This is a genomic window from Aequorivita sp. H23M31, assembly GCF_004022485.1.
In the GTDB taxonomy this organism is placed as follows: Bacteria; Bacteroidota; Bacteroidia; order Flavobacteriales; family Flavobacteriaceae; genus Aequorivita; species Aequorivita ciconiae.
The window spans coordinates 2,767,249-2,780,517 of sequence record NZ_CP034951.1; the positions used below are offsets into that span (position 1 = coordinate 2,767,249).

The window sequence follows — 13,269 nt, forward strand, 5'->3', positions numbered from 1 at the left end:
GTTTTCTTTATTTCAGCACCAACCGTTGGATCGAGGTTGATTAGCCAAATTTCACCTTATTTCATAAAAATCTTCAAAATCGAGTTCTGTAAAAACCGTTAATTCACCATCGTTTTCATAATCCTGTGAAAGTCTTTCAGCAGCCATCAACATTTCTGTTTCAAAATTATTTTTACGAATGGATTTAAGAGTCTTTTCAATCAACCACATCTTTGCTCAATTGGTAATCGTTTAATTTCTTTAAATAATTCTTTAGCCCCATAATTCAAGATTTTTCGATTAAATGATACTAACAAGTTATTTCAACTCCGAATAATCCCCGATGCTAACATTGGTAAACTTTCCATCAAAAATAGCATAATTGCCAATCATCGCGCTGTCCAAATGTGCATTTCGGATCGTGGAATTCGTCTGGATAATGCTATTCTTTACCGTGCTGTTTTCAATTATTGTGTTTTTACCGATCGATGCGTAAGGTCCAACTGTACAGTTTTTTAAAACCACTCCCTCATCAATAAAGCAGGGTTCAAAGATTTTGGAGTTTTCATTTTGAATATTTTTCGAAATTAACTCCTCATGATCCTCAGAAAGAAAACGAAGCATCCTCTGGTTTGTTTCCACCGTCACTTCCTTATTTCCGCAATCCATCCACTCATTAACCGTTCCAGTTTTAAAAACTTTCCCTTGGGCCATCATTCTTTTTATACCATCATTAATCTGGTATTCTCCACCGTTTATGATGTTGTTGTCCAAAACGTACTGCAATTCCTGTTTAAGCTGTGCCACATCCTTAAAATAGTAGATACCTATAACGGCCTGATCGCTAACATATTCTTTCGGCTTTTCGACCAATTCGATTATCTCCTCTTTTTCATTAAGATTTACTACTCCATAAGCCTCTGGATTGTCCACTTTTTTGGTCCAGATTACAGCGTCGGCCTCCTTATCCAAATCAAAATCCGCACGGATTAAAGTGTCTGCATAAGCAATAACGGCGGGACCCGACAAAGAATCCTCTGCGCACATTATGGCATGGCCGGTTCCCTTTGGATCAAGTTGACGGTAGATACTTGGTTTTGCTCCCAAACCTTTGGCCAATTCCTTTAAACTTTCTACCACTTCATCTCCAAAAAAAGCTGGATCGCCAAGAATAAAAGCAATTTCATCTATTTCTTCATTTAAAACTCCCACAATATCTTCTACCAAACGATGTACGATTGGTTTACCCGCAACTGGGATTAATGGTTTTGGTACTGTTAATGTATGTGGTCTAAGACGGCTACCTCGACCCGCCATTGGGACAATTATTTTCATTTATTATTCGTTTATTTTGATATCGTATTTTTCTAATATTATTTTATGTAACTGCTGGATAAAAAAACAAAGTATTTTTCAACATTGTTTTTTTACTTGCCGATTCCGGATTAGTTACAAGCCTTTTTTATTTTGTTCCCGTACTTCCAAAACCTCCGGCACCTCGTGAGGTTTCACCCAATTCCTCCACTTCTTCCCAAACCGCCCGTTCGTGTTTGGCAATTACCAGCTGTGCGATTCGTTCTCCGTGTTGGATGGTAAAATCGTCGTTAGAGAGATTTACCAAAATTACGCCAATCTCTCCCCGATAGTCCGCATCGATGGTTCCAGGGGAATTTAGAACTGTAATTCCTTTTTTGGCAGCCAGTCCGCTTCTTGGTCGAACTTGGGCTTCATGGCCGATCGGCAATTCAATGAAAAGTCCCGTTTTTACAATGGCGCGTTGCAGGGGTTTAAGCGTTGAAGATTCCGTTACACAAGCCCGCAAATCCATTCCGGCAGAAGCGATAGTTTCGTAAGATGGCAACGGGAATCCAGAATTGTTTATGATTTTTATTTTCAAAGTATATTTTTTTTTAAAGTTTTGGCTTCGGGTTTCGATCACTCGACCACCTTCATGCCTTTCTTCGATTTATATTTTATTCCAGGATTTTCAATTTTTTATAAAATCAACAACAGCTGAGTGGTTCCGATGAAAATGGAATGGTACCGAAGCTATTTTCTGATGATCCTTAAAAATTCATTCTTTTCGGAATAAACCAAAATGGCAACAAACACAAGTAATAACAACGTTCCTACCCAAATATTTCCACGAAGTCCATAAAATGAAATTCCCGAAAATAAGATAGCTAAAAACAACAGCCCTCCAGTTTTTTTCAAATCGTAAGGAACTCGGTAATACTTTTGTCCGTAAAGGTACGAAAGCACCATCATACTTCCATAGGCTGCGAGGGTGGCAATAGCGGAACCGATATAGCCGATGTAGGGAATAAGAAGATAGTTGAGGACCAGGGTGATTATTGCGGAAAAAACCGAGATGTAAGCCCCAAATTTCGTTCTGTCCGTAACCTTATACCAAACGGAAAGATTGTGATAAATTCCCAAAAACAAATTAGCTAAAAGTATCAAGGGAACAATCTTTAACGCTTCCCAATATTGGCTGTTCGGAATTAAGATTCGTTTAAAAATATCGATATAAATTATTACCACAAGTAGAATAAGACAACCAAAAAGGGTGAAATATTTCGTGATTGCCGCATAGGTAGTTTTCGCATTTCCCTGATCGGAATAATTGAAGAAAAACGGTTCGATTCCTAATCGAAATGCCATCACAAAGAGGGTCATAAACATTCCGAGTTTATAGCACGCCGAGTAAAGACCAACTTGGACCTCAGCAATATCCTGGGGTAAAAGATATTTTAAAAGGATTCTGTCAAAAGCTTCATTTACGCTAAATGCTATTCCCGCGATAAGTACCGGAATTGCATACTTCATCATTTGCTTCCAAATGCTTTTACTGAAACCAAAACCAATTTTCAAATAGAGTCCTGAAACCATCAATAGAGTCAGCGCACTGGCAATTAAATTTGCAATAAATACATAAGAAACTTTATTCTCCGGATTCCACATCGGTTCCCAAAAACTCCCGGGAACTGCGAGTTTCGGAAGAATAAGAAAGAAGAATAGATTCAGCCCCAAATTTATGCACACGTTTAAAATCTTAATCACCGCATAGCGCATAGGTTTTTCATTGACCCTGAACCATACGAAGGGGAGAACCACCAAAGCATCTAATGCTAATATCCAAAGACCGTAGGTTACGTATTCCACCTTAAATTCAGATATTTCCGCTAAATAATTTCGAAATAATAAAGTGACTGCCAAGAAAACAATTGAAGAAACCGTAAGGGAAGTAAGTGTAGTTGACTGAACAACTTTCTGATTGGTGTTTCCCTTGGTGACAAACCGGAAAAAAGCAGTTTCCATTCCATAGGAGAGAAGAACATTCCCCAAAATGAGGAATGCCATCAAACTAGCGTAAACTCCGTACTCTTCCGGCAATAAAACTTCCACGTAGAGCGGAACCAAAATAACAGATAGAATTCTGGGCAAAACAGTAGCAAGCCCATAAATAAAAGTCTGTTTAAACAGTTTTTTGAAAAGTGCCAAATTTGTATCTTGATTTATTTAAACCCGCACAAATTGAAAGGTTTAGGATAGAGGCAAAAGTATCGAAAAGATTAATTTTCGGATGAAAATGAAACCACGAATACACGAATGCTTTCCAAAGAAATATTTGTGTATTCGCGGTGAAAAATTCTTAATTTATAAAATCGAAGCCGCAGTAAGGAACTAGTACTTCCGGAATCTTTATTCCATCTTCAGTTTGATAATTTTCTAGAATGCCTGCAAGAACACGAGGTAACGCCAAAGAACTGCCATTTAAAGTATGTGCCAATTTATTTTTGCCATCGGTATCTTTAAATCGAAGTTTTAAACGGTTGGCCTGAAAAGTTTCGAAGTTGGAAACAGATGAAATCTCCAGCCATCTATCTTGAGCAGTAGAGAATACTTCGAAATCATAAGTCATAGCCGATGTAAAACCAAGATCTCCGCCACAAAGTCGAAGAACTCTATATGGCAATTCCAATTCACGAAGAATTCCTTTCACGTGTTCTACCATTCCATCCAAGGCGGCATAGGAATTATCTGGATGCTCTATTCTTACCAATTCCACTTTATCAAACTGATGCAAGCGATTTAAACCACGAACGTGCGCACCGTAACTTCCAGCCTCACGGCGGAAACAAGGTGTGTAAGAAGTACACATTATTGGAAAATCGGAATGGTTCAACAAATCGCCACGGAACATATTTGTAACGGGGACTTCGGAAGTTGGAATTAAATATAAATCGTCTATACCTACATGATACATCTGGCCTTCCTTATCGGGCAATTGTCCAGTTCCGTATCCCGAAGCTTCATTGACCAAAAGCGGCACTTGATATTCTGTATAACCAGCGGAAATATTTTTATCCAGAAAATAGGCAATCATCGCTCTTTGCAGTCTAGCGCCTTTTCCTTTATAAACTGGAAACCCAGCACCAGTAACCTTAACGCCAAGTTCAAATTCGATCAAGTCGTATTTTTTTGCAAGTTCCCAGTGGGGTAATGCGCCATCAACAAGTTTTGGGATTTCTCCTTCTTTGAAAACCTCGAGATTGTCCTTTTCATCGGTACCAGCAGGAACCAACTCGTTTGGAATGTTGGGAAGTGTATAAAGTAACTGCTGAAGCTTTTCGGCAGCACTCATCATCTTTTCATTCAATTGCTTTGAAGTTTCCTTCAATTCAACCGTTTGCTGTTTTAATCCATTTGCTTTTTCAACTTCTCCGCTTTTAAAGAGTTTCCCTATTTCTTTTGAATAAGAATTACTTTGAGCCAAAACCTCATCCAATTTCGCTTGCGAACTTCTTCGTTCTTCATCTAGGGACAAAATTTCATCAAATGTAGATTCCACATTCAAACCTCTCTTTGAAAGGGCTTGCACATATTTTTCTTTATTCTCTCGAATTTCGTTTACTTGTAGCATTGACTTAATTTTAAGGCGGCTAAGGTACAAAAAAAGACCTCAAAGAGTTTGGAATCTTTGTGGTCTAATGGCTTCAATTTTAGAATCTTCCTACTACCTATTTTTGATAATAAATTAGGCGAATTCCATCAATCTTTTTATATATTTCTTTCGCATTCAATAATTCTATCAAATATACAAAATTGAGTTTTGATTTATTTCGTATTATAATCCATTGGCGAATGCAAGATCCAATCACTATGTCTAAACGGATGCCATTCCTCTGCGGCTAAATCTACATTTACATCTGTAAAGGGAAAGTAGGGACCGTGATTTATGCTCACAAAGGCTTCCATATAGACCGCAACATCTCTCCCTTTTTTGGCTTCAACTTCCTTAATTTTCTGGGCCAATTGCCACATTAAATCGGGTTTTGTTCTTACAGAGGCATTTTGTTTATGTCCTAAGATTTCAGAAAAATCATATCTTTCCCTATTTCCGTTTTCTTTATCTGCTACATACACATTCAATGTTCCACTTCGAGAGCGTAGCATCATCCGCCAGCTCAGTCGATGACCTTCTTCGGTCCAGAGCACATCATCCTTAAAAAACCAATGACGCAATGGAAGACCGAGCTGAAAAAGGAAATAAATCGAAAAGACAGCAACAATTAAATTTTTATGTTGTGGAACAATCACTTCTCCAGCATTATATATCTTTTTATTCGGAAGAAAGCGTTTTCCAAGTGTTTCCGGTGAGAAGAAGAATAAGGCAAATGCTATAGACATATAAGGGAATATTCCTATTTGGAAAACAACCGAATTAAAGAGATGAAAAAATACGGAAACTACAAAACCCAAAATCCGCGTTCGACGCCAAAGCATGAGAGGAACAATAAGCAAATCGAAGAAAATACCTGTATAGGCCATCGCCCAATGAACCCAATTGAGTTGAAGAAAATCGCCGATTAACCAATAATCTTCTTTTCCCGACATAAATAGTGCTGGAGCGGTTGCGTCTAACCAGCTGGGATAAAATTTGGCAACGGAGGCATAAGTATAAACAATCCAAACCTGTAAAATCAGAATCAACAATACCCATCGCGGCATAGATGGCGATTTAATTTCTGGATGAATTTTGGCATCTATTGAAAACCATCTGTGTGCTGGTAAGAATGCCATAATCCAGCAGAGAAGCATCATAAGGTAATAATGATTGTTATAACTTGATTTTTGCATTAAATATGCGCCCGTCCATAGTATGGCATACCCAATTATACTTACGCGATATTTGTAACCCAGCATTACAAATACTCCAAATATTCCCATTAGTGCGAAATAATAGTACATTAAATCACCTTGGAGATATTGCAGAAAATCGAATCCGATAAAATTAAACGTAAAAGGGGGGTCCACCAGATTTCGTTTCACCCAGCCTGTAGCTAAAGCGCCAAAAGCTTCTATTGTAATCAATAGACCAAAAACCGCTCTGAAAAGGACGAGATTAATATTGTCTATCTGTTTAAAGAGAAATTTATTCACGGTTTTCTAAATAATCCTTGGCAAATTTTTCATCTTTTTCTATTTCCTGGCGCAAGCGTTCAATAGATTCGAAAGTTTCTTCCTCTCTGATGAATTTTAAAAATTCAATCGTAATATCCTTCCCATAAAGATCATCGTTAAAATCAAGGAGGTAGGTTTCTATGGTTTTTTCCATTCCACCAACAGTTGGATTGGTACCAATACTCGTTATTCCGAAAAATTTGATACCGTTTAAAATAGATTGAACAACATAAACTCCATTTTTGGGAATGAGCTTATACTTTTCTTTTAATTTCAAGTTGGCCGTTGGATAGTTGATTGTCCTTCCTATTGCTTTTCCGCGGACTACTTCTCCCGTAATCATGAAATTGTAACCCAAATAATTATTAGCAGTTTCAAGGTCGCCACGGCCCAAGGCCTTTCGGATTTTCGTAGAACTTACTGCCACATCATCTATTTCCTTGGCTGAAATTTCTTCTACCTCAAATCCGTAAGTAATCCCGAACTCCTTAAGATTTTCAATATTGGCAGTCCTATTTCTGCCAAAGCGATGGTCGTAACCTATAATGATTTTCTTGGCTTTCAGACTATTTACAAGAATATCCCGCACATATTCCAAGGCCGTTAGTCTAGAAAAAGCGTGCGTAAACGGATGGATTACCAAATGACCAAGTCCGGTTTGCTCTAGCAACTGAGTGCGCTCTTCAATTGTATTTATTAGTTTCAGTTCATCATCCTGTTGGAGTACCATTCTTGGATGGGGAAAAAATGTGAGCACTACCGAATCAAGATTTTCTTTCTCTGCGGTTTCTACGAGACGTTTTAGAATCGCTTTATGACCACGATGAACGCCATCAAACGTGCCGATAGTAACCACGCTTTGACGATCATTTTTATAAGCTGAAGCGGAGGTGTATTTCTTCAAAATTATTTTCCGTTAAATGTATTCATGGTAATATTCATTCCCGCTAAAGGAAAGGACTCTATTATTTCGCAGCTTTTCTCCAATCTTTCCGGCAATAGTTTTTCCTCTTCAGAATCCCATTCACCTAAAACGTAATCTATTTGTCTCCCCTTGGCAAAAGCATCGCTTATGCCAAATCGAAAGCGATTGTAATTAGTAGTTTGAAGTATATTCTGGATATCTTTAAGACCATTGTGGCCGCCGTCACTTCCTTTTGTTTTAATACGAATTGTACCGAAAGCCAAATTTAGGTCATCGGTAATAACCATCAGATTTTCCAAAGGGATTTTCTCTTTTTCCATCCAAAACTTCACGGCCTTGCCACTTAAGTTCATAAAGGTGCTGGGTTTCAATAATATAAGAGTTCTTCCTTTTACTTTATGTGTTGTAATATCTCCCAATTTTGCCGTTTCCCAAGAAAGAGATTTTTTTTCGGCATAGAAATCTAGAATTTTAAAACCGATGTTATGACGGGTATGTGCATATTTTGGACCTATATTTCCAAGTCCAACGATAAGGAATTTTTTCATAGCATCTTCTTCAGAAATTATCTGTTCTCGCTGCGGCGAAAGGATATTTTTAAAAAACGTAAGCATATTCTTTAAAGAATCTTGGGTAAAAATAAAAAAAGCACCCTGAATTATCAGGATGCTTCAAAGATATTCTAAAAAGAAGTTTATTCTTTTACTGCTGCTACGTCATCAGTCTCAGTTGCGGGAACTTCTTCGCCTTCCGCACCTTCAGCTGTTTCTGCATCTTCATCTTCAACTTCATCAGCAATAGCCGTACGAGAAGTTCTTATTTGACAGATAACAGTGTTGTCTGGATGCATTATTTTGTAGTTTTCGCTTTCGACAGCTCCAATATACATTTTGTTTCCAATTCGCATATCAGTAATGTCAGCTTCAATATAATCAGGAAGATTTGCAGGCAATGCCTTAATACGGAGTCTTCTTGTAACGATTCTTAAAACCCCACCGCTTCTAACGCCACGAGAATTACCTACAGTTCTAACTGGAATTTCCATAGTAACTTCCTTATCATCGAAAATTTCATAAAAATCGATGTGAAGAATTCGGTCTGTAACAGGATGGAATTGGATATCCTGTAGAATGGCCTGAATTTTTTCGCCGCCAAGTTCAATTACAACTGTGTGTACGTTTGGGGTGTAAATTAAGTCCTTGAATGCAATTTCATTTGCTGAAAAGCTAATTGGCTCATCCCCTCCGTAAACTACGCAAGGAACCATTCCAGCATTACGTAAGGCCTGTGTTGCTTTTTTGCCCACGCTTTCTCTTTTTGATCCTTTGATTGTAATAGATTTCATCTGTGAAAATTAAGTATTAATAAATATTGGGCTATCTAAAACCCAGTTTTTTAAGGACGGCAAAGATAATGTTTATTTTGGAATTATTATTTTGTGACTTGTAGTTTTTTCAAACCGGCAATAATTGAATTGAACAATAATGTTTATCGTAATAAATCGGGATTTCAGTTTGGTACAGATTTTCTATCTGAACAGATTTTTATGTAAAGCCACTCTGTAGTAACTCGATGGTCTAAATTTGAGATGGTCGTCTCATTTCTTTCCTGCGATCACAATAACGATCTCTCCTTTTGGAGGCTTATTTTCAAAGTGTTTTAAAACCTCTTCTGCACTGCCGCGGATGGTCTCTTCGTGAATTTTTGAAATTTCCCGTGAAACGGATATTTGTCTCTCTGCTCCGAAAAATTCAATTATTTGGGGTAAGGTTTTTAGTAGTTTATGAGGAGATTCATAGAGGATTACCGTTCGGGTTTCTTCGGCTAAACTTTTAAATCGTGTCTGTCTCCCCTTTTTTACGGGTAAAAAACCTTCAAAAACAAATTTATCGTTTGGAAAACCACTATTTACCAAGGCCGGTACAAACGCCGTAGCTCCCGGTAAACAATCTACTTCTATTCCTGCTTCAATACAGGCTCTTGTTAACAGAAACCCGGGATCACTAATTGCCGGCGTTCCCGCATCACTGATAAGAGCAATATTTTCTCCCTCCTGTATGCGTTTTACAATGCCATCCACCGTTTTGTGTTCATTATGCATATGGTGCGAATGCATCTGTGTAGGAATTTCATAATGCTTGAGCAATTTTCCACTAGTGCGGGTGTCCTCCGCCAGAATTAAATCTACTTCTTTTAAAACTTCCACGGCACGGAAAGTAATGTCCTTCAAATTGCCGATGGGTGTTGGCACGACATAGAGTTTTCCCATAATTAGAAAACGAAAATTATCAATTAAAACTTTTCTCTACAATGCTCATAAAACGGCTGCTGTATTCTTCCTTGCTAAGCCAGTTATTATAATCTGGCTTCACATTTGTATGGATGAAGTTTTGTGCCTCTTCAAAATTTTCCATTGTATTGATTTGGGATAGAACCCTTGTGTAATCTTCGGCCTGTCCTTCAAAAAGGTGCTTTATAAAGGCCAAGCGATCGTTTAATCCAATGTTCAATCCTCTTTTAATGGTATCGTTCAAGGATTTGGGTTTGGATTCTTTAAAATTGTGACTCGCAGTTTTTACTTCATTGGAAGGTGGAAAAAGCTCGGGATTTTTACGTTCAAATTCAGGCATTTGTTGGTAATTTGCTGCGAACTCTTCCAATTCGTTCTTGGTTTTTTTTGGAGTTTCCCGGGGAAGCTTTGGCTCTTTATCTTGAGCGGGAAGCATTTCCTCCAGCATTTCATCAATGGCATCGCTCTCTTCAGGCATTTGTGCGACAATATCCTTTATTTTTTCCATTAATGGCTCGATAAGGTCTTCTTTATGCTCAGGTTGCGGGACAGGTTCTGGCTCCACAAACCAGTTTTCCTCTCGAAAGCTTTTAGAATCAAGAGATTCCTCAAATTCTGGTTCTTGAGTATCGTCAAGTTGATTTTCAAGATATTCCAGAATTGTAAGTTTTTCCTGCAATTCGCCTACCGATTTCCTAATTGTGGAGACGTTAAATGTTTGTTCTTCTTGTAAAATCTGATTTGCAAGCATTTTGAGCTGTTCGCGGATTTTCTTTTTCATTTTTGTTTGATGTTTTTTTCCTGTTATCCTTCCAATTCCTCTAATGAAATATCGAACTCACAATGAGATCAATTTAAATTTCACAAGGATTTGTGTTCCGAATTATACCTCAGCATTGATTAAGGACCGAAATCCTTTTTAGCTGGTAAACAGTTCAAAATTACATTTTTGTTTTTAAATAAAGGGATTTTAAACTAGAACCGTCATGATTCGAATTTGGATAAATGCAATGATAGAATTATGCCCAGTTTTAAAAGCGGATCGGCATTTCATATCTTTCTAAATTAAACAGAATTTCTATTTTGTTTTTATAAATTTACGCATCCTTTTTGTAAACCTCAATTGTTTTTATTAGTAGGTTTAATTCCTTTGTAAAGTGATGGTTGTAGACAAACGGATAATTTTGTCCAAACTTTAGAATTAACATCTTGCTCCTTTGAGCGCCTAAAATAGAATTATGTTTCTCGAAAATACTGTAAATCAGAAAGAACAATTTGGCTGGATAGAGGTTATCTGCGGTTCTATGTTTTCCGGGAAGACCGAGGAGCTTATCCGCAGGCTTAAACGGGCTCAATTTGCACGGCAAAAGGTCGAAATTTTTACGCCTGCCATAGATACGCGTTATGGAGAGGATTCGGTTACAAGCCATGATAAAAACCAAATTCGCTCTACTCCAGTCCCGGCAGCGGCGAATATTCCGATATTGGCCGATAGTTGCGATGTGGTAGGAATTGATGAAGCTCAATTTTTTGATGATGAAATCGTGAAAGTGTGTAATGATCTGGCCAATCATGGGGTTCGGGTAATTGTTGCGGGATTGGACATGGATTTTAAAGGAAATCCCTTTGGACCCATGCCTGCTTTAATGGCAACAGCAGAATATGTTACAAAAGTACATGCCGTATGCACCAGAACGGGAAACTTAGCCCATTATAGTTATAGAAAGGCAAAAAGTGATGCCCTCGTGTTATTGGGTGAGACCGAAGAATATGAACCATTAAGTCGGGCTGCTTATTATAAAGCAATGATTCGAGATAAGAAAATAAAACAGGAAGAAAAGAACTCTCAGATCAACCTTACCGATTCTTCTTCGAAAGAAACAGTGAATTCAGGAATGGAAAAAGAAGGTGAAATTTAAATTGCCAAAAACCGGTTCAATACCAATAACAACATTAATTAATATTACTTTCCCAGATGCCTAAAGCAACGGATACCATACTCGAGATTGATCTAAACGCTCTTGACAATAATTTCAAATATCTTACTTCCAAAATTGCTCCAGATACAATGGTTCTTGCCGTGGTCAAGGCTTATGCTTATGGCAACGATTCTATTGCAATTGCAAAAGAGTTGGAAACCCTTAACGTAGATTATTTTGCTGTAGCTTATACCGGAGAAGGAGTTGTTCTACGAGATGGAGCTATCAAAACTCCTATTTTAGTTTTACATCCAGTTCCTACTAATTTTGAAGAAATAATCGATCGTTGTTTGGAACCGAGTATTTATTCGCAAAAAATATTGAGGGAATTTATCGCCGTGGCCGAGGCAAAAGGTCAAAATGATTATCCAATACATTTAAAATTTAATACCGGTCTCAATCGTCTTGGATTTGAGAGCCATCAAATATCCTTTATATCAGAAGAGCTTTCAAAAACGTCATGTGTAAAAGTGAAATCTGTCTTTTCACATTTGGCAGCGAGTGAAGATTTGAATGAAAAGGAGTTTACAGAACAGCAGATATCTAATTTCACGAAAATGTCGTCGGATCTAATAAATGCTCTTGGTTACCGTCCTTTGCTCCATTGTACTAATACCTCTGGAATTTTAAATTATCCCGAGGCCCATTTTGATATGGTCCGTACGGGAATTGGGCTCTATGGTTACGGCAATGATAAAAAATATAACAAATATCTGAAACCCATAGGTACTTTAAAAACAGTTATTTCCCAGATACATAGTATAGTTAAAGGAGAAAGTGTTGGATATAATCGCGGCTTCTTTGCCGAAAGACCTACCCGTTCCGCAACGCTTCCCATTGGGCATGCGGATGGAATTCCCCGCTCGTATGGAAAGGGGAAAGGTTGGGTAACCATACATGGAAAGAAAGCCCCAATTATTGGAAATGTTTGTATGGATATGATAATGGTGGATGTCACGGACATTGAATGTGAAGAAGGTGACGAAGTTATTGTTTTTGGTCCGTCCGTTACTGCCGAAGAACTATCCGCAGCTATAAATTCGATTTCTTACGAATTAATAACAGCCGTTTCCCAACGCGTACAAAGGGTTATTTGTAGAAAGTAAAATTGATCGAGCTTATTAGTCCTTTTTTTATTTATTTTAGCAGAAACTAATCTCAAAACCAATCAATATGTTAAAAGAATTTAGAGACTTTATAATGACCGGTAACGTTGTGGACCTTGCCGTGGCGGTTATTTTGGCCGGTGCTGTGGGACTTGTTGTAACAGGTTTTACAAACGACGTAATTATGCCTGTAGTAGGACATTTTGCGGGAGGCATTGACTTTGCGGATTTTAAATTTGTTCTCGATCCTGCTGTAATTGATGCGGATGGGAATGTGGTAGAACCCGAGAATGCCGTGTTATATGGAAAATGGATCAATACTCTAATAAACCTTCTAATCGTGGGCTTTGTTCTTTTTATGATCGTGAAAGCTTATGCAAAAGTAAGAAAGAAAAAAGAAGAGGCACCCGCTCCAGATCCAGGACCTACTGAAAAAGATATCTTGTTGGAAATTCGGGATGAGCTGAGAAAAAAATAATATATCCTTATCCCTAGTGTTAATATTTTTAAGGCTAAGAAAAT

General features: G+C 37.8%; 14 protein-coding genes. 3 read left to right on the forward strand and 11 right to left on the reverse strand.

Translation table 11 applies throughout. The features are described from left to right. Positions 1-51: 51 nt before the first annotated feature. The 11 genes from EI546_RS16255 to EI546_RS12245 form a co-directional block, all read right to left on the reverse strand. A complete protein-coding gene (locus EI546_RS16255; protein WP_164905233.1) occupies positions 52-210 on the reverse strand; it encodes a hypothetical protein in 159 nt (52 codons plus the stop codon). Between the two features lie 87 nt (positions 211-297). Continuing rightward, on the reverse strand, positions 298-1,314 hold the full coding sequence (locus EI546_RS12200; protein WP_128250799.1) for a sugar nucleotidyltransferase: 1,017 nt from the start codon (positions 1,312-1,314) through the stop codon (positions 298-300). Between the two features lie 127 nt (positions 1,315-1,441). Then, on the reverse strand, positions 1,442-1,876 hold the full coding sequence (dut, locus tag EI546_RS12205; protein ID WP_128250800.1) for a dUTP diphosphatase: 435 nt from the start codon (positions 1,874-1,876) through the stop codon (positions 1,442-1,444). 152 nt (positions 1,877-2,028) lie between these two features. After that, positions 2,029-3,483: an oligosaccharide flippase family protein gene (locus EI546_RS12210; protein WP_128250801.1), complete on the reverse strand. Its 1,455-nt coding sequence runs from the start codon at positions 3,481-3,483 to the stop codon at positions 2,029-2,031. 151 nt (positions 3,484-3,634) lie between these two features. Then, complete coding sequence (gene serS / locus EI546_RS12215) at positions 3,635-4,906, reverse strand: serine--tRNA ligase (protein ID WP_128250802.1); 1,272 nt, start codon at positions 4,904-4,906, stop codon at positions 3,635-3,637. Between the two features lie 194 nt (positions 4,907-5,100). After that, a complete protein-coding gene (locus EI546_RS12220) occupies positions 5,101-6,426 on the reverse strand; it encodes an HTTM domain-containing protein (protein ID WP_128250803.1) in 1,326 nt (441 codons plus the stop codon). Then, entirely contained in the window at positions 6,419-7,351 is a 933-nt protein-coding gene (locus tag EI546_RS12225; RefSeq protein ID WP_128250804.1) for a bifunctional riboflavin kinase/FAD synthetase, read from the reverse strand. The genes EI546_RS12220 and EI546_RS12225 overlap by 8 nt, the downstream gene beginning before the upstream one ends. 2 nt (positions 7,352-7,353) lie before the next feature. Then, positions 7,354-7,986 (reverse strand): aminoacyl-tRNA hydrolase, encoded by a 633-nt coding sequence (pth, locus tag EI546_RS12230; RefSeq protein WP_128250805.1) that lies wholly within the window; start codon positions 7,984-7,986, stop codon positions 7,354-7,356. 80 nt (positions 7,987-8,066) lie between these two features. Further along, on the reverse strand, positions 8,067-8,717 hold the full coding sequence (locus EI546_RS12235) for a 50S ribosomal protein L25/general stress protein Ctc (RefSeq protein WP_128250806.1): 651 nt from the start codon (positions 8,715-8,717) through the stop codon (positions 8,067-8,069). A gap of 252 nt (positions 8,718-8,969) precedes the next feature. After that, positions 8,970-9,641, reverse strand: coding sequence for a 16S rRNA (cytidine(1402)-2'-O)-methyltransferase (gene rsmI / locus EI546_RS12240; protein WP_128250807.1), 672 nt, complete (start codon positions 9,639-9,641; stop codon positions 8,970-8,972). 19 nt (positions 9,642-9,660) lie between these two features. Continuing rightward, the gene (locus EI546_RS12245; protein WP_128250808.1) at positions 9,661-10,443 is read right to left on the reverse strand and encodes a hypothetical protein; all 783 of its coding nucleotides are present in this window, start codon (positions 10,441-10,443) and stop codon (positions 9,661-9,663) included. A 457-nt stretch (positions 10,444-10,900) separates the two neighbouring features. Here EI546_RS12245 and EI546_RS12250 point away from each other — a divergent pair, with 457 nt between their 5' ends. The 3 genes from EI546_RS12250 to mscL all read left to right on the forward strand — a co-directional run bounded on the left by EI546_RS12250 (position 10,901) and on the right by mscL (position 13,225). After that, entirely contained in the window at positions 10,901-11,581 is a 681-nt protein-coding gene (locus EI546_RS12250; RefSeq protein ID WP_128250809.1) for a thymidine kinase, read from the forward strand. Positions 11,582-11,637: 56 nt separating this feature from the next. After that, positions 11,638-12,747, forward strand: a complete 1,110-nt coding sequence (gene alr / locus EI546_RS12255) for an alanine racemase (RefSeq protein ID WP_128250810.1) — start codon at positions 11,638-11,640, stop codon at positions 12,745-12,747. 67 nt (positions 12,748-12,814) lie between these two features. Continuing rightward, entirely contained in the window at positions 12,815-13,225 is a 411-nt protein-coding gene (gene mscL, locus EI546_RS12260; RefSeq protein WP_128250811.1) for a large conductance mechanosensitive channel protein MscL, read from the forward strand. Positions 13,226-13,269 lie beyond the last annotated feature (44 nt).

Excerpts from the sequence above, each read along its gene's own strand:
- EI546_RS16255 (WP_164905233.1), bottom strand. The coding sequence starts at position 210 with ATGTGGTTGATTGAAAAGACTCTTAAATCCATTCGTAAAAATAATTTT.
- EI546_RS12200 (WP_128250799.1), bottom strand. The coding sequence starts at position 1,314 with ATGAAAATAATTGTCCCAATGGCGGGTCGAGGTAGCCGTCTTAGACCA.
- serS (WP_128250802.1), bottom strand. The coding sequence starts at position 4,906 with ATGCTACAAGTAAACGAAATTCGAGAGAATAAAGAAAAATATGTGCAA.
- pth (WP_128250805.1), bottom strand. The coding sequence starts at position 7,986 with ATGCTTACGTTTTTTAAAAATATCCTTTCGCCGCAGCGAGAACAGATA.
- EI546_RS12235 (WP_128250806.1), bottom strand. The coding sequence starts at position 8,717 with ATGAAATCTATTACAATCAAAGGATCAAAAAGAGAAAGCGTGGGCAAA.
- rsmI (WP_128250807.1), bottom strand. The coding sequence starts at position 9,641 with ATGGGAAAACTCTATGTCGTGCCAACACCCATCGGCAATTTGAAGGAC.
- EI546_RS12245 (WP_128250808.1), bottom strand. The coding sequence starts at position 10,443 with ATGAAAAAGAAAATCCGCGAACAGCTCAAAATGCTTGCAAATCAGATT.
- EI546_RS12250 (WP_128250809.1), top strand. The coding sequence starts at position 10,901 with ATGTTTCTCGAAAATACTGTAAATCAGAAAGAACAATTTGGCTGGATA.
- alr (WP_128250810.1), top strand. The coding sequence starts at position 11,638 with ATGCCTAAAGCAACGGATACCATACTCGAGATTGATCTAAACGCTCTT.
- mscL (WP_128250811.1), top strand. The coding sequence starts at position 12,815 with ATGTTAAAAGAATTTAGAGACTTTATAATGACCGGTAACGTTGTGGAC.